This is a genomic window from Halobacillus litoralis (genome assembly GCF_009856415.1).
Classification (GTDB): domain Bacteria; phylum Bacillota; class Bacilli; order Bacillales; family Halobacillaceae; genus Halobacillus; species Halobacillus litoralis_C.
This window is the reverse complement of sequence record NZ_WMEZ01000001.1, coordinates 545795-563706: the sequence shown is the minus strand read 5'-3', so window position 1 is coordinate 563706 and position 17912 is coordinate 545795. Positions and strand designations below refer to the sequence as shown.

General features: G+C 43.0%; 22 protein-coding genes. 6 read left to right on the top strand and 16 right to left on the bottom strand.

Features of this window, described 5'->3' with window-relative positions; genetic code table 11:
* Positions 1 to 8: 8 nt before the first annotated feature.
* Positions 9 to 977, top strand: coding sequence for an asparaginase (locus GLV98_RS03060; RefSeq protein ID WP_160911980.1), 969 nt, complete (start codon positions 9 to 11; stop codon positions 975 to 977).
* 54 nt (positions 978 to 1031) lie between these two features.
* Here the strand turns inward: GLV98_RS03060 and GLV98_RS03055 are convergent, their stop codons facing one another.
* The 4 genes from GLV98_RS03055 to GLV98_RS03040 form a co-directional block, all read right to left on the bottom strand.
* Positions 1032 to 2006 carry a YpdA family putative bacillithiol disulfide reductase gene (locus tag GLV98_RS03055; RefSeq protein ID WP_160911977.1) on the bottom strand — a complete coding sequence of 325 codons (975 nt, stop codon included), beginning with the start codon at positions 2004 to 2006 and terminating at the stop codon, positions 1032 to 1034.
* A gap of 232 nt (positions 2007 to 2238) precedes the next feature.
* Positions 2239 to 3519, bottom strand: a complete 1281-nt coding sequence (locus GLV98_RS03050; RefSeq protein WP_160911975.1) for a Glu/Leu/Phe/Val family dehydrogenase — start codon at positions 3517 to 3519, stop codon at positions 2239 to 2241.
* Positions 3520 to 3671: 152 nt separating this feature from the next.
* Positions 3672 to 4592, bottom strand: coding sequence for a D-alanine--D-alanine ligase family protein (locus GLV98_RS03045; protein ID WP_160911973.1), 921 nt, complete (start codon positions 4590 to 4592; stop codon positions 3672 to 3674).
* Between the two features lie 350 nt (positions 4593 to 4942).
* Positions 4943 to 5524, bottom strand: coding sequence for a genetic competence negative regulator (locus tag GLV98_RS03040; protein ID WP_160911971.1), 582 nt, complete (start codon positions 5522 to 5524; stop codon positions 4943 to 4945).
* A 135-nt stretch (positions 5525 to 5659) separates the two neighbouring features.
* Here GLV98_RS03040 and GLV98_RS03035 point away from each other — a divergent pair, with 135 nt between their 5' ends.
* On the top strand, positions 5660 to 5824 hold the full coding sequence (locus GLV98_RS03035) for a hypothetical protein (protein WP_160911969.1): 165 nt from the start codon (positions 5660 to 5662) through the stop codon (positions 5822 to 5824).
* A 41-nt stretch (positions 5825 to 5865) separates the two neighbouring features.
* On the opposite strand, the gene GLV98_RS03030 is transcribed toward GLV98_RS03035, so the two are convergent.
* From GLV98_RS03030 to GLV98_RS03020, 3 genes are all read right to left on the bottom strand, one after another.
* Positions 5866 to 6765 (bottom strand): MerR family transcriptional regulator, encoded by a 900-nt coding sequence (locus GLV98_RS03030; protein WP_160911967.1) that lies wholly within the window; start codon positions 6763 to 6765, stop codon positions 5866 to 5868.
* Between the two features lie 96 nt (positions 6766 to 6861).
* Positions 6862 to 7629: a metallophosphoesterase gene (locus tag GLV98_RS03025; RefSeq protein ID WP_160911965.1), complete on the bottom strand. Its 768-nt coding sequence runs from the start codon at positions 7627 to 7629 to the stop codon at positions 6862 to 6864.
* 366 nt (positions 7630 to 7995) lie between these two features.
* On the bottom strand, positions 7996 to 8634 hold the full coding sequence (locus tag GLV98_RS03020; protein ID WP_160911963.1) for an HPP family protein: 639 nt from the start codon (positions 8632 to 8634) through the stop codon (positions 7996 to 7998).
* A 124-nt stretch (positions 8635 to 8758) separates the two neighbouring features.
* Between GLV98_RS03020 and GLV98_RS03015 the strand changes: the two genes are divergently transcribed.
* From GLV98_RS03015 to GLV98_RS03005, 3 genes are read left to right on the top strand one after another with little or no spacing between them, the layout of a single operon-like run.
* Positions 8759 to 8980: a spore coat associated protein CotJA gene (locus GLV98_RS03015; RefSeq protein ID WP_160911961.1), complete on the top strand. Its 222-nt coding sequence runs from the start codon at positions 8759 to 8761 to the stop codon at positions 8978 to 8980.
* Positions 8977 to 9246 carry a spore coat protein CotJB gene (locus GLV98_RS03010; protein WP_160911959.1) on the top strand — a complete coding sequence of 90 codons (270 nt, stop codon included), beginning with the start codon at positions 8977 to 8979 and terminating at the stop codon, positions 9244 to 9246. The genes GLV98_RS03015 and GLV98_RS03010 overlap by 4 nt, the downstream gene beginning before the upstream one ends.
* A 33-nt stretch (positions 9247 to 9279) precedes the next feature.
* A complete protein-coding gene (locus GLV98_RS03005) occupies positions 9280 to 9849 on the top strand; it encodes a manganese catalase family protein (RefSeq protein ID WP_115823721.1) in 570 nt (189 codons plus the stop codon).
* Between the two features lie 3 nt (positions 9850 to 9852).
* On the opposite strand, the gene GLV98_RS03000 is transcribed toward GLV98_RS03005, so the two are convergent.
* From GLV98_RS03000 to GLV98_RS02985, 4 genes are read right to left on the bottom strand one after another with little or no spacing between them, the layout of a single operon-like run.
* A complete protein-coding gene (locus tag GLV98_RS03000) occupies positions 9853 to 10164 on the bottom strand; it encodes a hypothetical protein (protein ID WP_160911957.1) in 312 nt (103 codons plus the stop codon).
* Positions 10157 to 10753 carry a CPBP family intramembrane glutamic endopeptidase gene (locus tag GLV98_RS02995; RefSeq protein ID WP_160911955.1) on the bottom strand — a complete coding sequence of 199 codons (597 nt, stop codon included), beginning with the start codon at positions 10751 to 10753 and terminating at the stop codon, positions 10157 to 10159. Before GLV98_RS02995 ends, GLV98_RS03000 begins: the two co-directional genes overlap by 8 nt.
* A complete protein-coding gene (locus tag GLV98_RS02990) occupies positions 10750 to 12261 on the bottom strand; it encodes a RecQ family ATP-dependent DNA helicase (protein WP_160911953.1) in 1512 nt (503 codons plus the stop codon). Before GLV98_RS02990 ends, GLV98_RS02995 begins: the two co-directional genes overlap by 4 nt.
* Position 12262: 1 nt before the next feature.
* Positions 12263 to 13321 carry a helix-turn-helix domain-containing protein gene (locus tag GLV98_RS02985; protein ID WP_160911951.1) on the bottom strand — a complete coding sequence of 353 codons (1059 nt, stop codon included), beginning with the start codon at positions 13319 to 13321 and terminating at the stop codon, positions 12263 to 12265.
* Positions 13322 to 13453: 132 nt separating this feature from the next.
* Here GLV98_RS02985 and GLV98_RS02980 point away from each other — a divergent pair, with 132 nt between their 5' ends.
* On the top strand, positions 13454 to 13705 hold the full coding sequence (locus tag GLV98_RS02980) for a ferredoxin (protein ID WP_160911949.1): 252 nt from the start codon (positions 13454 to 13456) through the stop codon (positions 13703 to 13705).
* Between the two features lie 40 nt (positions 13706 to 13745).
* Here GLV98_RS02980 and GLV98_RS02975 read toward each other — a convergent pair whose 3' ends face one another.
* The 5 genes from GLV98_RS02975 to GLV98_RS02955 form a co-directional block, all read right to left on the bottom strand.
* Positions 13746 to 14195 carry a helix-turn-helix transcriptional regulator gene (locus GLV98_RS02975; protein WP_160911946.1) on the bottom strand — a complete coding sequence of 150 codons (450 nt, stop codon included), beginning with the start codon at positions 14193 to 14195 and terminating at the stop codon, positions 13746 to 13748.
* Positions 14196 to 14412: 217 nt separating this feature from the next.
* Positions 14413 to 15639 carry a hypothetical protein gene (locus GLV98_RS02970; protein WP_160911944.1) on the bottom strand — a complete coding sequence of 409 codons (1227 nt, stop codon included), beginning with the start codon at positions 15637 to 15639 and terminating at the stop codon, positions 14413 to 14415.
* The gene (gene sigX / locus GLV98_RS02965; protein ID WP_160911942.1) at positions 15626 to 16168 is read right to left on the bottom strand and encodes an RNA polymerase sigma factor SigX; all 543 of its coding nucleotides are present in this window, start codon (positions 16166 to 16168) and stop codon (positions 15626 to 15628) included. Before sigX ends, GLV98_RS02970 begins: the two co-directional genes overlap by 14 nt.
* Before the next feature lie 690 nt (positions 16169 to 16858).
* Positions 16859 to 17371: an ECF transporter S component gene (locus tag GLV98_RS02960; protein ID WP_160911939.1), complete on the bottom strand. Its 513-nt coding sequence runs from the start codon at positions 17369 to 17371 to the stop codon at positions 16859 to 16861.
* A gap of 6 nt (positions 17372 to 17377) precedes the next feature.
* Positions 17378 to 17779, bottom strand: a complete 402-nt coding sequence (locus tag GLV98_RS02955; RefSeq protein WP_160911937.1) for a DUF4430 domain-containing protein — start codon at positions 17777 to 17779, stop codon at positions 17378 to 17380.
* Between the last annotated feature and the right edge of the window lie 133 nt (positions 17780 to 17912).

The window sequence follows — 17912 nt, the reverse complement described above, 5'->3', positions numbered from 1 at the left end:
GTGTAAGTATGAAGCGTATACTAGTCATTCACACAGGCGGCACAATATCGATGAAGGAAAACAAAGAAACAGGTGAAGTCAATACGTCGTCCAAACATCCTTTGGATGAGATCTCGACTATGCTTAAAGGGAACACAGTCATTGAAGACGAAATTTTGTTTTACCTCCCTTCCCCGCATATCCGACCGGATCACATGCTCAAACTGGGGCGAGCCATCCATGAGAAAATGTCTAAGAAAAATTATGATGGCATCGTGATCACTCATGGTACAGATACATTAGAAGAAACCGCATATTTTCTAGATCTGTTTTTGCAGACAAGAAAACCTGTGGTCGTTACAGGGGCCATGCGTTCAAGTAATGAAATTGGATCAGATGGCCTGTATAACTTATTAAGTGCAATCAGGGTAGCCAATTGTGACGAGGCGCAGGACAAAGGTGTGCTTGTTGTCATGAACGATGAAATTCACACAGCTAAAAACGTGACCAAAACCAGTACGAGTAATGTAGCGACTTTCCAAAGCCCTCAATATGGTCCGATCGGAATTACTACAAAGACGGAAGTGTTTTTCCACCATAAAATGACTCGCCGGGATTCCTATCCGATTCAAAAGATAGGAAAACAAGTGGCCCTCATTAAAGCTTACGCAGGTATGGATGGGACTCTGATCGACGCTGTACGGGAAAGTAAGGTGGATGGCCTTGTCATTGAGGCTTTAGGGCAAGGAAATTTACCACCAGAAACAGTAGATGCTTTAAAGCGTACATTGGATGATGAGATTCCCATTGTTCTAGTCTCACGATGCTATCAAGGAATTGTCCAGGATACATACGGTTATCCAGGTGGTGGACGTCAACTGAAGGACATGGGTATTATTTTTGCTAACGGTGTTACTGGACCAAAAGCCCGCATTAAACTGATGGTCGCCCTCGAATTGACCACAAATATGACTGAACTTGAACATATGTTCAGTTGAGGCCTGTGCCTATACAAAAGCCTGGAGTCTATGGACCCCAGGCTTTTATAATATTTATTTATTTTTAAGAGCTTTTGCTATTTTCCCACCATGATGACGGCCATTCTCAATGAAAATTTCATTGTTATTATACCCAGCTGCGATGACACCTGCAATATAGATTCCGTCGACATTCGTCTCCATCGTATCCTCATCAAACGTAGGCCTTCCTGTTTCTTCATCCATTTCTACTCCCATTTTTGTGAGGAAGGCATGGTCAGGGCGGTATCCCGTCATAGCAAACACGAAATCATTTTCAATCCGTTTTTCCTCACCATGACATTCATAGACCACTTCATCCTTGGTGATTTCTTTAACATTCGCACAGAACTCCATGTCTATGATGCCTTTGTTGACCAATGCTTCAAATTGAGGGAGAATCCATGGCTTAATACTTTTCGAATAATCTTCACCACGGTAAAGAACAGTAATGTGTGCCCCTGATTTTTCTAATTCCAGCGCAGCATCGGCTGCAGAGTTTTTCCCACCGATGATTGCGACGTTCTTTTTATAATACGGATGTCCCTCTTTAAAATAGTGCATCACTTTTGATAGATCTTCACCTTTAACATTCATGTAGTTCGGTTGATCGTAATATCCAGTAGCGATGACGATTTGATTCGCACGGTAACTTTTCCCTCCACCGTCTTCTTTATCTGAATGGATGACGAATCCGTGGTCATTTCGTTCCACTTGCGTTACTTTTTCGTATGTGTTCACTCGGAGATCTTCTCTTCCTGCGACGGCTCTGTAATACGCCAGTGCTTCATTTCGGACTGGCTTTTGACGCTCGGTTATGAAGGGGATATTCCCAATTTCGAGTTTTTCACTGGAACTGAAAAATGTCTGATGGGTAGGGTAATGATAAATGGAATTGACGATGTTCCCTTTTTCTATAATGAGTGGTTCTATTCCTTCTTTTTGCAATTCGATGGCTGCGCTCATTCCGCATGGCCCACCACCGATGATGATGACTTTTTCTTCTTGCACGACCAACACTCCTCTTTCCCGATACAGGTCAATCCATGGCTATATAGATCTGATCTGGTATGGTTTCCATAATCCGATTTTTAATAGGCTCCGGCTACTTTTCATTCAGAAGTTTCCGATTCCCGGTATGCTTTTACTTTCGTGTACGAACCGTTTATAGTGGATGATTGCTTTCATAAAAAATGAATCTCCTATCATAACCATGATAGGAGATTGCATTCTTAGAATCAAGTTAGATCCATCCACGGAACCTCGACGCTTCCGCCATTTTTCTAACCCCGACCATATAAGCGGCGAGTCGCATATCTACACGACGCGTCTCAGCCGTCCGATAGACATTATCAAAGCCTTTGACAATAACTTTGTGGAGCTTTTCATCCACTTCTTCTTCCGTCCAATAATAACCCTGATTGTTCTGGACCCATTCGAAGTAGGAAACGGTCACACCACCGGAGGAAGCTAAAACATCAGGTACAAGGAGAATTCCACGTTCGGATAGGATTCTTGTAGCATCCAATGTCGTCGGACCATTAGCTGCTTCTACAACGATGGTTGCTTTTATGTTATGGGCATTATCTTCAGTAATTTGATTCTCGATCGCAGCGGGTACGAGAATGTCACAATCAAGCTCCAAGAGCTGCTCATTTGTAATGGTATTCTTAAACAAATTAGTGACTGTACCAAAACTGTCACGGCGATCTAGTAAGTAGTCAATATCAAGTCCATCCGGATCGTGAAGTCCACCGTAGGCGTCTGAGATTCCAATCACTTTCGCCCCGCGATCATGCATGAATTTCGCTAGGAAACTCCCTGCATTACCGAAGCCCTGAACCACGACTCTTGCCCCTTCTACGTTGATTCCTTTTTTCTTGGCCGCTTCTTCAATACAGATCGTTACACCTTTTGCCGTCGCTGTTTCACGGCCGTGGGAACCACCAAGAACAAGAGGTTTCCCGGTAATGAATCCAGGATTATTAAATTCATCAATCCGGCTGTACTCATCCATCATCCAGGCCATGATTTGAGAGTTTGTAAACACGTCTGGTGCAGGAATATCTTTAGTCGGGCCTACAATTTGACTGATGGCACGCACGTACCCACGGCTGACACCTTCAAGTTCACGGAAGGACATTTCGCGAGGATCACATACGATTCCACCTTTACCTCCACCATAGGGAAGGTCAACGATGCCTGCTTTCAAACTCATCCAAATAGAGAGCGCTTTTACTTCTTTTTCAGAAACGTTCGGGTGGAACCGGACGCCCCCTTTTGTTGGACCGACCGCGTCATTATGCTGGGAACGATAGCCTGTGAAAATCTTAATCTGATCGTTATCCATACGAACAGGAATTCTTACTGTCATCATTCTTACAGGTTCTTTCATCAATTCATATACTTCATTCGGATAACCTAATTTATCAAGTGCCTTTTTGACCACCGTCTGAGTGGATTTCAACACATCAAGTTTCTCATTATTTTGGTTTGCAGAATCTGTTGGCTTATCGGCTACCATCCATTTACCTCCTATATCAATCCATTCGATTAGGGCTCGTTCTTCAGTGAATAGTATACACGTTCACTACTAATTAGGAAAGCTGAATACAGTTTTTTTAACCGTTTTCAAAGAAATAATGTAAACGTTTACACTTGTGTGTCCTTATTTATTTAAGACAGCTCCACGAATTGTTGGATAAGGTCGTCATAACTTAACCCGATTGCTTGAGCAGAATCAGGGAAAAGGCTTGTCGGCGTCATTCCCGGCAATGTATTCACTTCTAAGATGACTGGTTCTTCGTTTTCATTAATAATGAAGTCAACACGTGAATAAACATCACACCCAAGTAGCTGGTGAGCCAAGACAGCGTCCTGTTGAAGTTGTGCTGTCATCTTGTCACTCACTTTGGCTGGTACGATATGTTCACTGCCTCCAGGTTTATATTTTGAATCAAAATCATAATAATCATTCTTAGGAATGATCTCGATCACAGGAAGGGCCTGTTCTTTCCCTTTGTATCCCATAACAGGTACAGTCACTTCTCTACCTTTGACATAATCTTCGACTAGAATCATAGAGTCAGAATGTGCAGCCGTTTCAATCGCTTGACGTATATCCTGTTCTTTCTTGACAATAGTTAAACCTAAAGTAGAACCTTCTTGATTCGGTTTTATGACAAATGGGAGAGTGAACGTTTGCTTGATTTTATCCTCGATCATTGAAAATTGTTGTGGATCCGTAACATCAAACACTTCACTTTTCGCTGTGTGTAAACCATTCAAGGAGAATATTTGCTTGGATTTCGCTTTGTCCATGGCCAGAGCTGAAGCTAAAACGCCTGAACCGACATAAGGAATGCCGAGCATATCTAAAAGACCTTGGATCTTTCCGTCTTCACCGAACCGTCCATGCAACCCAATAAAAACAAGGTTCACGTCTAAATTCAGTACTTCCTCCATTTTTTCAGGAGAAAAGTCGATCGGCGTAACCTCGTGTCCCTTGTTCTCCAACGCTTTTATGATTCCCTTTCCAGTTGAGAGAGAAACTTCTCGTTCCCCTGATGTACCACCATATAAAACCGCAATCTTCATTTGTTACACTCCATTTCATTGACCACTAAATAATAATTAACTTACACCAACTCTTATCTTAACATGTTCCCTTTCAAGCTTCTATTTAAAAATAACACACTGAACTATTTTACATTCCTTAGCCTCCAACCCCAACATTCTCTCCAATGTTTGTCGAGACGTGTTCGAGGCTCGTTGTTAAAGTTAACGTCAAAGGTGGTTGGGAAGCTACTTGTTTCACAGAGCCCCTAGATCCACGCAAACATACCGAAACTGAGGCTCAAGAATGCTACAGATAGCGAAAAAACGTACCAGTGACATCGTTATGTCATAAAAAAAGAACGACTCTTATGAAGCGTCGTCCTTGCAGTTTATGAAAAATGTTTATAGATGGTTCGACATGCATCTTTGTCCATGATTTGTTTTCCATATTCAATCAAGCGGTGCGATGTCGCTGCTGTAGCGGATGCAAACTCAGACAATAGCGCAATCACTTGATCTTGATCTAAATGAAAGATATCTTCATCTTCAAGAAGCATATAATAGGAGTCATGATAAAAGAAAACACTGCCTCCGGTTACATCAAGCTGGTAAAGCTGTTGCCCTGCCCGGATAACATGTTCGAAGTCTTCAAAGGAGAACATCATCTCTTTACTTTCATCCAACGTGACTTTCATTTCAATGTAATCTTCATCGTCTTCTATATCGGCGGGCTCTGTTTTCGTTACGACGACTAACATGCCTTGCGCTTGCAGGAGATATACCTGCACCAACAGGACACCTGACAGTTCGACACCTAGTTCGATTCCTGCATCATACATCATATCGCTGAAAATACGATGCACTCTAGGTAAATCACTCCAAAGCTCCTCACGAGACAACCCCCGATCCATGAGATCATCAAACGTAAGGAAAATCTTAAATTTCTCATTTGTCATTCTTTCCACTCGCACATGATCGCCCCCCTGTCACGATGTGTTATCTATATCTTATGATGACTGATGCGATTATGGCACCTTTTTTCAAATTATATCTAACGATTTGGGCGTGGGCAAACATTTTCCAATCCCACTTAAGGGGTTATGTAAATGAACCATCCTCAAAGAAAGGTTCTTATGATCGATCCACGACTCGCCTATACACTTAAACTAATCCTATCTAACGGCCTGCACTGTAACGCAAAGGGACAAACGGTTATCCATGTGAAAAATGGAACGGCCCCTCATTTTAATAAGGTTCCGTTCCATTATTAAGAGTGCATTCCGTTTCCCATGTATGTGCTATGTGTTAAACGTTAGGTTGCCTGCAACCAACGTTCCCATGCTTTTTTCGAGTTTCCTACGATAAATGGTTGGATACGCTTTTTGTCAAGTTCAGATAGTCGGTCATAGGCATATCCACCAAGACCGATTTTCAAGTCAGGGTATTGTTTTTGTAAAGATTCTGCAAGCCTTACTGTGATGGGAATATTTTTTTTGAGCGTACAGGACATGAACATGTACGTTGGTTCAATTTCATCAATGACAATATCAATATCTCCCCCAGCAATACTTTGGCCGAGATAAATGACATCATACCCTTTCCGTTTCAAAAACAGTGCAAAGATGAGCAGCCCTAATTCATGACGTTCATTAGGACCACAAACAAGCAGAGCTTTCGGCAGCATTCCATCTACGGGAATAGACAAAAGCATCATGCCGATCCTTGAACGGATGAACTGGCTGGCGAAATGCTCGTGGGCACTTGTAATCCTGTTTTCCTCCCATAAATCGCCGACCTTCACAAGAATAGGACCGATGATATCAATGGCCACCGTTTCTGGTGTAAATAAACTGAACGCATGATCCAGATGACGTTGCGCATCATTTTCATTAAAGGAGAGAAGGCTGTTCAACAGCTCATCACCTATTTTATCCAACTCGGTTTTATGTTCAGATTGAGTAGAACTCGACAACGCATCTTCGTTACTTTCTAACAAAGAGACGGCTTGAGATATGGTAAATCCTTTGTTCACTTTTTCCATTAACCATTTTAAAATTCGGACATGATCATCGGTGTACAGACGATGGCCAGCCTCATTTCTTGATGGGCGAATCATTTTATATCTTCTTTCCCAGGCACGGAGCGTACCCGGCTGAATTCCCAATAACTGAGACACAGCTTTAATATTGTATTTTGCTTTTGTTGTCGCCATAAGTCTGCCTCCACCCGTCCATTTTCCTCTATTATATAGGATGACAAGAATGCGTGTAAAATTTCAATATTCTCCCTATATGCTTTGGAAATTCATTTACTTTTCCGAGGTCAATTCTATCCAGTGGATTTCTGCTTTCGTCCCTAAACGGAGAGGGAATAAAGATGTTCCATACCCCTCGCTAACAAGAAAGGACTGGTTGCCATCCATCTTCCACCCACCCCGTTCATAGGGTCCGAAGCCAAACAACCGGATTTGCCCACCATGGGTATGACCACATAAAACCATATCAAACCTTCCTTTTGACTCATGGTTCATTCGTTTAAACACATACGGATCATGTACACAAAGAATCTGCAGACACTTTCCATCCTCTATGTAGGAAGCATTTCGGTTTGGTTTCATAAAATAAGGATCTAAAGCACTTAACACCACAGGCGTTCCGTTTGGCAACTCCACGTAGGCATCCTCATTTGAAAGGGGAATGACTTCTTCTTTTATCAAGTCATCCAAAAATGATCCATACTTCCACTCGTGATCATTATTCCCAGGGACGAAATAGATCGGAGCCCCCCATTGCTTTAATATGGATAGGTTGTGCATGAAACGTTCATAAGATGTCCTTTTATCTACAAAATCACCCCCGATGATCACAAGATCGACGGAGCGAATTTTTTGGAACGTCGCTTCCTTCAATTTTCGATTATGTATATCACTAATGAATAATAGGTGAATCCTTTGGTTCGCAACCAAACCCCTACAAGGCAATTGCTTTTCTTGTAAATGATCGTTTTCTGACAAAAAATACATATAACCTAACAGGATTCCTCCACCTAAGAGGACGAATAGCAGCACCCACACCATCTGAACACCTCCTCATCATCGTATTAGAACTCTTATATTATCACAAACGCCCCGATCGAATAAAACTTAATCTCAGGAAACCCTTCCGCTCCATCGTTCAAAAACGGAAGGAAGGATTTATTTAAGGTATGGTCCATTAGCATTGATTTCAAAGCTTCTAGAGAGTTCAAAGACATTTATAGAGCTGGTGATTCTATTCATCGCCTGGCTCGCAAGTATACCCTTTAAGGTTCAATCCTACAAAAAGTAACACAACCAATAGGATGCACTAAATGGAGTATAAGAAAAACCGCTCAGGATATATAATCATGAGCGGTTTGGTTTCAATCATATGGCACAATTTTATGTTTCTAGGAAAGGATTCCCTTACACATTCTTTACGCTTAAAATCCTGAAACCCGTCTTTTCAAGTTTCTTTGTAAATGCTTCAATATTGTCATTGTCTTCAATCTTCAACACTATTCTTCTCGCAAGCTTATCCGTTTCATCAAAAGTAGCAAGTGAAATGACGTTCTCATGATAACTCTTAATAATATCCCCAAGTCTTTCAATCCTCCCTGAGGACTCTTCGGAAGTGAAAGCAATCCTTACTCCCTGTTTTTTGACACCGAACGCACTTTCGAACTGTTCAATGACATCAAATCTTGTGACCAGTCCAAGAAATTTCTTGGATTCGTTGACGACTGCCAGCACGGAAAAACCCTTGAACAATGGCAGTGTATGTTCAAAAACCTCTTCATCATGAATATAAAACCCCTCATACATGGCAACATCACCAGCAGTGGTTTCACGAAGAAACGTTTTCCGATCCATCTCTTCTTCTGAATAAAAATAAGTCCGGAATATGATTTCCTTAGAAATCATCCCCGTAAACTGTCCTGACTTTAAGACAGGCATGGCTTCAATATCTTTCTCATCAAGCACGTTCAAAACTTCTGAAAGCGAAGCAGATGATTCCGCCGTGAAGGATTTGTGGGCGGGCTTCATAATTCCTTTAACAAACATACACTCACCTCTTCTTTTGATTTGCACGGTAACAATTTCGCCATCAGCCTGCGAATATCCTGCATAGATCGAATAGGACAAGAAAGGGGCACATAAAATTCCAAGGAAAAGGATGTGATTTAGGATGTACACACCCATCAAATGCTACCAGCCTTACCACGGCCCTTTTGATCCTTGTCCGCCAAGAGGGACGGTTTGTTACCAAACACCACCTAACCTTTACTTGGGATTTCAGCCTCCAAATCTGCAACAATTCCCTATTCAAAAAGCGTTGTATAAAGGAACCCTTTGGCCGGCATTGTATGATCCATACCCTACACCTTTAGAGAAAGGAGCAAAGCGATGAAGCAAGCGGCCAATCCTGCAAAAGAGCGGTATGCATTAATGGAAAAAATTCAGATGGTGGATTTTGCTTTGGTGGAACTTACGCTTTACCTGGATACCCATCCCCAAGACACCCAGGCGATCCAGCAGTTCAATCAGCTTGCAGTTGAAAGCAGGGATCTGAAATCTGCCTATGAGCAACGGTTCGGGCCTTTAAGGCAGTATGGAGCCAGTTTTTCAGGGTACCCATGGAATTGGGGAGACAGTCCTTGGCCATGGCAATTATAACCCTTCATTCATGAAGGAAATAGGAGGGCGCTTATGTGGTATTATGAAAAGAAGTTACAATATCCTGTAAAAGTTACGGAATGCAATCCGAGGCTTGCGAAATATTTGATCGAACAGTATGGAGGAGCGGACGGCGAATTATCCGCAGCCCTTCGTTATTTGAACCAACGGTATAGTATACCGGATAAAGTGATTGGGCTTTTGACAGATATCGGAACTGAGGAATTCGCCCACTTGGAAATGATTGCAACGATGATCTATAAACTTACGAAAGATGCGACCCCAGAACAAATGAAAGCGGCTGGACTAGGCGCCCACTATGCCAATCACGATCATGCCTTGTATTACAACAACGCAGCCGGGAGCCCATGGACGGCCACTTATATTCAGGCAAAAGGAGATCCGATTGCTGACCTTTATGAGGATATAGCTGCTGAGGAGAAAGCCAGAGCGACCTATCAGTGGATCATCAACATGTCGGATGACCCGTGCTTGAATGACAGTCTGAAATTTTTGCGTGAACGAGAGGTGGTTCATTCCCAAAGATTCAGAGAAGCAGTCGAAATACTTAAGTTTGAAAAGGATCGAAAACAATTTTTCTAAAACTTACCGCTCTACCGTGATTTGTTCATGGTAGGGCGTTTCTTCTAAGAGAGCAGGCTTTTGAAACGTTTGTCCGAACCACTCGTCCCAGTAAGGATAGGAAAGGATCACAACGATTAAGATCAGGAGAACCACGAAAAGGAAACGCATCCATATCGTATTCAACCTCCACCTTGTCTTTTCTTTGCTGCCCTCATGAACATCTTTTCTTGGTGGCAGTTCGAGAACATCTAATTCTTCCTTTTCAAACCCGACATCCTCTGAATATCCCCTCGACTTTTCCGGTTGGTCTTCAGTTGATCGCTGTTCACTCATCGGTTTCCCCCCATTTTCCGAAACGTATCCAAAAGGCTAATACGACATCAATAAGGAAATGTGCAAAGATCGTCACCAATAAATTACCAGTCAGCTCATACATATAACCGATAAAGAAACTGACGAATAATACCGAAACCAATAACACGATTTTCGTTAAATACCGGATATGCATAACGGCAAAGAGGATACTTGCAACAATATATCCAAACTCTGCGTGCAGCACCCCACGGAACAACATTTCCTCACTAACCGCTACCAACAAAGTAATTCCGATAATACTTATACTGGAGCGATTCTTAAAAACTTTGACATTTATACCACCATCATCGTACATCCTTTGAGGTAAACGATACACGAGAAAAAGGTCGATGAGAAGCACCATAAGTCCTGGTATCACCCCATAAACCAGCAGCTCGTTCACATGAAAATCAATTTGACTACGCCAATCGGCCCAAAAGGCATCAAAAAGAAAGACACTGCCAATGAGAGCGAGAATCAGTATACTCAACTGAGTTAGAACCAATTGTAGTGTGATTTCGCGGTCGTTCATTTCCAAAATCAATTCTGATTGACTCTTCCGTTTCATAAGCCGGCTCCTTGTTTAAAAATCATTTTCAACCGATCTTCCCAGCTGAATGTATCATACGTTTGTCTCTCCTCTTGGAAAGATAAATCATCCATGCTGAAGTCACATCCATCACAACACGGGACGGTAGGCTCTCGGATCATGTCCTGAAACGGTTGGTACAACGCTTTTCTCCGGCAGTCGGATACATGAATCCATTTCAACATTTCATTCAGTTTGTTGTGTTTATACATCCATCTCTCCTCTAAAAAGCGATGGATCTCCTGTATGAGTTCAGGCGTCACCCCTACTAATTTCCCTTCTTGTAACGCCCCCTCTTCTTCTAATTGAAACTTGATAAAGTTCCATTGTGATTCGGATAATTCAAAGCGTTCGATCATGCCATCATCTTCCGGAATCTCTTCTCCTTGCTTTTTCTTTAAAAAGGAAAACACCTGCTGAAGGTCATTTTTTTCCGGAAGTTCGCTTTGTATGAGCCTTTGAGGAAGGTAATGGTCCTGACGCGTAAATAGCAGGAGACTGGCAGCTGCTCCCCCGTCCCGTCCTGCTCTGCCAACTTCCTGGATAAAGGATTCTAATTGAGGGGGCAAATGAAAGTGGATAACGATTCGTATGTCTTTTTTGTCTACGCCCATACCGAAGGCACTCGTACAACAAATGACATCCAATTGATTGTTCATGAATTGCTGTTGGACCAGCATTCGATCCGTTTGTTCCATGCCTCCATGGTAAAAGGCGACTCTTTGGTTCAAACGTTCCCTAAGTTCAAAACTGACCTTTTCCGCCCACTGCCGGCTTGAAAAATAGATCATCGTCGGCGCCTGGTTCTTCTCTAGCACTTGTACGATTCGATCCGTTTTTTCTTCTGGACTTGTGCATTCTTCAACAGCGAAACTAATGTTTTGTTTATCCATCGGATAGATTCTTTTTTTCATATGAGGAAGTTTCAGCTTTTCCATGATATCTCGCTGTACCTCAGGTGTCGCTGTCGCACTCAAGGCCATCACGGTCGGATGACCGAGGTTTTCGATGATCTGATGGAGCTTGAGATAATCGGTTCTGAACTCATGCCCCCACTGAGAGATGCAGTGGGCTTCGTCTATAACAAAGAGATGGACACGCATACGTTTTAATCGATGCTGCAACCAGTCGTTCTGCAACATTTCCGGTGAAATGTAGACGAGAGAGTATTGATCAAGGTTCTTTAATACAGCATTTCTTTCAGGCTGATCCATGAAGCTATTCACAGCAGTGACCGCCTTATATCCGGTAGCCTTTAATTGCTTCACCTGATCCACCATCAATGATATGAGTGGAGAAACGACAAGTGTTGTTCCACCAAGGACCTTGGCAGGAAGTTGATAGCATAGCGATTTCCCTGTTCCGGTAGGTAGAATTCCTAATACATCTTCACCTTCGAGGACATCTGTAATCACTTCTTTCTGTCCTTCCCGAAATTCATTAAATCCAAAATTCTCTTTCAAAATCGAATCTAGATCATGCCTCATCCTACGTCATACCTTCCTTGATTGCGTGCTGTCCTTTCGCTAATGCGAGGCGCAATTCGAAATAATCATACTTTCCATTTAAGGCTTCATGGATTTGCTTCAGCTTTTTTGTGTTCATTTGGATTCCCATTTTATTTATCTCTTGTACGTCTTGCTCACTCAAAAAAGAAGCTATCGAAAAATCCGGGATGATCAAAGCTGATTCTACAATGTGGTCTTGGATCGTGCTTTTTTTCAATCGTCGTATATTCATAATTTCTTGCAGGCTCAAGCCTTGTTGAATATATTGGTACGTCTTTCTTGCGGACCTTGTAATCAAGTGTGTCGCATCGAGCCCTTTTGTACAGAGATGCAGGACAGGATACTGATCCTTTTTTTTCTTGGATTCAAGAAATAAATAATAGTGGGTATGTTGCAGCATGAGCTCTACATCTCCCCCATTCAAACCGAACTCTCGCTTGAGCTGATCGATCGTCATGCCGATGATGCCTCCCCCTGTTAAACGATAGGCGAACAGGTCCGCTTGATTCGAGGGGTGTTTTTTAAGTAAATGATGAATTTCTTCATACATCGATTCCACCATCTTCGGTAATTTATCCTGAAATTGATGATAGACCGTTCGCACCCATTGTTGTGTGCCATAATCATCCACGATCGGTACATAATGGTGAATGCCAGCATTGGAGTTCGCCATCATTTGTAATAAAAGGTAGACTCTTTTTACGAATGTGGGGATCACTCCATGCCAGACCATCCCCTCAAAGTGTTTAAGCTCATCAACCGGGAACGAAGACAATTGTTCAGCCCCTCCCGAAGTTATGGTAGGGAAAGATTGTTCATTGATTTGAATAAGCCCGTCCTGAACCAGTGCTTGAGCATGCCTTTCCAATTGTTCACGTTTTAGTGATGGATAGATACCAAAAAGCCTGTCAAGCTCGTACCCCTTGGCATCCTGTAATGTTTGTGATGACCGCTTGCCTGTCAGTAAATGATAAATGCCGGAGACGGTCCGCTCCCCCCTGAATCGATCCACACATGTTAAAACCACATGATCGAACATCTTCATCCCCCCTTTTCCTGCTTGTTCAACATGGTTTAGTTGAAAACCATTCCCTTGCGATTTACAATGAACGGTGTACTTATGTAATCAATGCCTCGACCATATAGAAAGTCTCATGAAGGAGGTCGTTTTATGGCCAAGTATACAATCGTAGATAAAGAGACCTGCATTGCCTGCGGGGCTTGTGGTGCTGCTGCCCCTGATCTATATGATTACGACGATGAAGGAATCGCTTATGTGGTCCTTGATGATAATGAGGGAACAGAAGAGGTTCCTGAGCTGTACGAAGAGGATATGGAGGATGCATTGGAAGGGTGTCCCACAGATTCTATAAAGATCTCTTCCGCTCCATTTCATGGGGACCCTTTGAAATACGAAGAGTGATGCATCTTTTGATTAGAAGCCCCTTACGAAAGGGGCTTTTTTATTTGACGAGTTCTTCAAAACGGATTTCCGCCTCTGTCCGGTCAATCGTAGAGAACATACGATAATCTTCTGAATCAATGATTCTATAGTGATGACTGATCAAATTTTGCTGGAGGATGTAGTTTTCTCCTTCTGCGATGGTCTGCCACCACACCTTTCCACCAAGTGTCTTCTTCCCTTGAGGTTCCACTTGCTCATGGGCAATGGTTTCCACGATTTCTACAGGGGCATCACCTAATATCCCTTTCAAAACATCGCTCTCTTGAAAAAGAGCACATACCGCGACCACTGTCGTCCAGCCTGCCAACGTCCTTTGTTTTTCAATTTGGACAAGTGTCTTCTTAGATAATCCGAGGATTTCTGCCATCCTGTCCTGCGTATATCCATGCTCAACACGGATCAGTTTTATTTTGTCAGACACCTGTTTCCGCACTTCGTGTTTATCCATAACCTATCGTCCCCTTTTCTACGTTCCTTTATTTTAACATGAGCGAGAGGGACAATCCTAGAACAAAGGCTCTGTTGCGAACGGACACAGTTAGAATCAGGACAGGAGAAGGCTACCTCCTTCCACGAAGGTTAATGGCTTTTCCCCTCGAGCAGGCATTCATTCTCTAAATGATAAAAAAGAACCTTCTGCAAATGCTGCAGAAGGTTCCAGGCCATTATTCAACAATCGGATTGATTCTTTCTGGAACTTCAATCGGCTCTTCAAGATCATAGGTGGAAAACTCTCTAACATTCATACCATTGAACTTGACTTTTTCAAAGCCAAAATGTCCGGCTGTCACCAGGATCGCTTCAATCATCGTCAAAAGCTGTTGCTCACTAGCCCATGCTTCATGTTGAAGATTTACATTCACCAATGCATCCTCTTCTGTCGTTGAAGTGAACTGTACATGTTCTGGTATCGCCGGGCTCACATAGAGACCTCTCCCCTTTTCTTTCATCAAAGAGAGAGCGTCCTGGAACGTCGGGGAACCATCGACAGAAATTGGAGCTAGGAAACGTTCTGAAGATCCTTCATATTGATACAATTGAAAGATGTACTCTCCTTCTTGTATGACAGGAACTTCGGACATTTCTCCGTAACTACCTAAACCGACAGGGTTACCGGACTCGGTTTGCAACGATATTTTTTCCAGTTGAAACTTTTCCAAGTCCCAACGAATGCTTTCAATGATCGCGCTTACCCACGCAGAGCCACTAGCGGTGAAACCATCAGGAAACGTAACGACAGCCGAACCTTCTGTTTCGTCCACTTCATATTCCAGTTCTCCAACAGCTCTCTCAGCTAAACCATACCTTTCTGGGGAGAAGGCGTTGGAATCCTGCTGCTTTTGGAGAGTAGGAAGGATGACTTCAGCATTCTTCCCTGGATAAGACACCGTCTCAAAGCCGCCTTCTTCACTCATTAAAACCAGTGAATCAAGCTCTGTTTCAGACTCTTTTTGTGTCTCTTCATGCTTTGCTTCTTTCTCTTGCTCTGAAGATTCTATGTTTTCTTCAGGAGGGAGCTCTTTATCCTCGCTAGAAGGTTCAGCTTTCTTTATTTCAGCGCTTTCTTCTTCACTCTCCGATGTAGATGAATCAAAGGAAGGAGTGGCTTCTTCAGTCGCCGACGAGGATTCTGCACTCTCATTTGAACGATCGGCAGAATCTTCCACGGTAAGCATTCCACTGTTACTGAAAAAGACAGGAATGAATACGGCCAGCACCAGTAAAACGGCAATCGTAGCTAAGCCAGGAAACAGCCATGGAGCCACTTTCCTTTTTGGTGTATTTACTCGTGATGAAACCTTTTGGTAAAGCATTTCTTTCGATTGGCGGTCTTCTACAGAAGGGAGTTTCCCTAAAACTTTTTTGATATCTTCGTCATTACGCTTCTTCACGGTCTCCCCTCCCCTCTTCCATGTCTTCAAGTATCCCCTTAAGAGCTTTCATGGCTCGATGTTGAGTCGTCTTCACTTTACTCTCACTCCAGCTTAAAATTTCTGCTGTTTCTTTTATGGACATGCCTTGAATGAAACGAAAAACCAACACACTCCGTTGATCGACCGTACATTTGTCCAAAGCCTGATAAACGCGTTGGATTTCATCATTCTGTACGGCAATCTCTTCAGGCATTTTATTCTGATCTTTGATTTCTTCGCCTCTCTCTGACCAATCAAAGAACTCCATGAAGCGGTTCCTCTTTCTTTTTTGTTTGCGGAAATAATCAATCGCTACGTGCCTGGCTATGGAAAACAACCAGGTTTTCTCAGAGCTTTTTCCACTGAATGAATCGTATGATTTCATGACCCTCACATACACATCCTGAACCAAGTCCTCAGCAAGACTTCTGTCCTTGACCATATAGATGAGAAACTGAAACAGGTCATGGTGATAGTTTTCGTATAGTTCATCAAAGAACGTTCGCAATGGTGGTACCTCCCGGGTCACTTTAATAGTCGTTTTATGTATGTAAAAAGTTACACTATCTATCTTAATATGCAAAAAAAGAAAAAGGAACCGCGTTTTCAAAAGAAAATCACCTGCCCAATACCTCTATCCCAACTTCAACTAAAGCTCCCTATTCTTGAAGACTCAGTTTCGAGACTTTTGTTGAGTGGATGGGGGTTGCCGGAAATGCAGAAGTCAGTGGGTTCGCCATTGAAATGAGGTTACAGCGCGCTTTTATAACTCCTGTACAATGAGGTTGGAAGACGTCTCTTCTAAGTATCGGGGGTTCGTTTTTCACACTCATCGAATGGGTGGTTGGGAAGCTGCGAGACTCCCGCGGGAGAAAGGAAGGCGAGATCCCGCATGGCGTTAGCCCGAAGAAGCTTGCCACTCCCCCACAGGAAAGTGTTCAAATGCGGAATCGCCCTGGTAGACACGACTGGCATAAACAGAACAGCAACGGAATGTGCCTTTTCATTCCTTTGCTGTTCTGCTTATGACGCAAGTGTTTGGGCGATGGAGCTGGACGAGTTGCTTCCCCACCACCCCTGATTCTCAATACGGCAAACGAACACCGATTATATCGAAACTGAGTCTTACACCATCCTGCCATTAACTTTAATAAACGAAAGGGTTAAGGGAACAAAAAAGCTACCCTTGTTCGGGTAGCTAAGATACTTTCGATATGGCGTTTCTTTTTTCGTAACGTTGGAAAAGTGTTCCGAGTATTGGAGATAGAGCCAATATGAACACGGTATTCGATATGGCATGGTTGATATCCATTGGGAGTCCTGCTAAATAATAGGCCCAAAATGGCTGTCCCGCTGCCCGCATCGTCAAGGAAAGAATGACGCCGAAGAAGAGTCCGCTGATAAAGCCATAGATGGAAAGACCCCAGGATGGCAATTTCGCCCAAAACTTACCTAACAGGCCAGCGCCAATGCCTATGATTGACCAGGCTATGATTTGCCAAATCGTCCATATGCCCATACCCAACAACACGTTGGATACGAAGGTCGTCAGCAACGCAATGAGGATCCCTGCACTAGGTCCGAGCCAGAAACCAGCGATAATGATAATCGCAGTCACCGGCTGGATGTTCGGGAAATGGGCTAAAGCCATTCTTCCAGCAATGGCCAAGGAGGCGAGCATGGCAATCAATGTCAGTTTATAGGTATTCATTACTCATCATTCCCAAGATTGATAGTCAAAGACGATCTCGTCTCCATCCTCTACTTCGTACTCGTTGGCTCCCACCATGGCTTCTTCACCGTTAATGGTGTACATCCAAGCCATTTTTTCTTCTTGGTTGCCAGCGATCCCTTCAATACTGTTGATGAATCCTTCTGTTTGTTCTACTTCATAATTATCTTCCATGACTTCCATGAGGGTGGTTCCTTTTTCTACCGTTATTTCATCTTCTGCCATCATTTCTTCGCCATCGTTTTTAGATACCTGTACTTGAACAGTAACTTCCTGTACTTGTTCTTCCTGAGTAGCGGATGATTCCTTTTCTTCTTGTGCTCCACATCCAGCTAGTACGGCAACAGCTAAGATCATGGCTGTTAAAACAGTCTTCCATTTTTCCATGACAATCTCTCCCTTTTCTTTGTATTTCACGGCTAGGAGGAGAGAAAAGCGAAGACAACCCAGGTGACATGTATGTAGAAATCGTAAAATTCTTTCCTACCACAAAAAAGCTTACCCTTCTACAAGGGTAAGC

What these genes read in the sequence shown, in the direction of transcription:
- GLV98_RS03060 (WP_160911980.1), top strand. Translation starts at nt 9, where the DNA reads ATGAAGCGTATACTAGTCATTCACACAGGCGGCACAATATCGATGAAG.
- GLV98_RS03050 (WP_160911975.1), bottom strand. Translation starts at nt 3,519, where the DNA reads ATGGTAGCCGATAAGCCAACAGATTCTGCAAACCAAAATAATGAGAAA.
- GLV98_RS03045 (WP_160911973.1), bottom strand. Translation starts at nt 4,592, where the DNA reads ATGAAGATTGCGGTTTTATATGGTGGTACATCAGGGGAACGAGAAGTT.
- GLV98_RS03035 (WP_160911969.1), top strand. Translation starts at nt 5,660, where the DNA reads ATGAACCATCCTCAAAGAAAGGTTCTTATGATCGATCCACGACTCGCC.
- GLV98_RS03030 (WP_160911967.1), bottom strand. Translation starts at nt 6,765, where the DNA reads ATGGCGACAACAAAAGCAAAATACAATATTAAAGCTGTGTCTCAGTTA.
- GLV98_RS03025 (WP_160911965.1), bottom strand. Translation starts at nt 7,629, where the DNA reads ATGGTGTGGGTGCTGCTATTCGTCCTCTTAGGTGGAGGAATCCTGTTA.
- GLV98_RS03020 (WP_160911963.1), bottom strand. Translation starts at nt 8,634, where the DNA reads ATGTTTGTTAAAGGAATTATGAAGCCCGCCCACAAATCCTTCACGGCG.
- GLV98_RS03015 (WP_160911961.1), top strand. Translation starts at nt 8,759, where the DNA reads ATGTACACACCCATCAAATGCTACCAGCCTTACCACGGCCCTTTTGAT.
- GLV98_RS03010 (WP_160911959.1), top strand. Translation starts at nt 8,977, where the DNA reads ATGAAGCAAGCGGCCAATCCTGCAAAAGAGCGGTATGCATTAATGGAA.
- GLV98_RS03005 (WP_115823721.1), top strand. Translation starts at nt 9,280, where the DNA reads ATGTGGTATTATGAAAAGAAGTTACAATATCCTGTAAAAGTTACGGAA.
- GLV98_RS03000 (WP_160911957.1), bottom strand. Translation starts at nt 10,164, where the DNA reads ATGAGTGAACAGCGATCAACTGAAGACCAACCGGAAAAGTCGAGGGGA.
- GLV98_RS02995 (WP_160911955.1), bottom strand. Translation starts at nt 10,753, where the DNA reads ATGAAACGGAAGAGTCAATCAGAATTGATTTTGGAAATGAACGACCGC.
- GLV98_RS02990 (WP_160911953.1), bottom strand. Translation starts at nt 12,261, where the DNA reads ATGAGGCATGATCTAGATTCGATTTTGAAAGAGAATTTTGGATTTAAT.
- GLV98_RS02985 (WP_160911951.1), bottom strand. Translation starts at nt 13,321, where the DNA reads ATGTTCGATCATGTGGTTTTAACATGTGTGGATCGATTCAGGGGGGAG.
- GLV98_RS02980 (WP_160911949.1), top strand. Translation starts at nt 13,454, where the DNA reads ATGGCCAAGTATACAATCGTAGATAAAGAGACCTGCATTGCCTGCGGG.
- GLV98_RS02975 (WP_160911946.1), bottom strand. Translation starts at nt 14,195, where the DNA reads ATGGATAAACACGAAGTGCGGAAACAGGTGTCTGACAAAATAAAACTG.
- GLV98_RS02960 (WP_160911939.1), bottom strand. Translation starts at nt 17,371, where the DNA reads ATGAATACCTATAAACTGACATTGATTGCCATGCTCGCCTCCTTGGCC.
- GLV98_RS02955 (WP_160911937.1), bottom strand. Translation starts at nt 17,779, where the DNA reads ATGGAAAAATGGAAGACTGTTTTAACAGCCATGATCTTAGCTGTTGCC.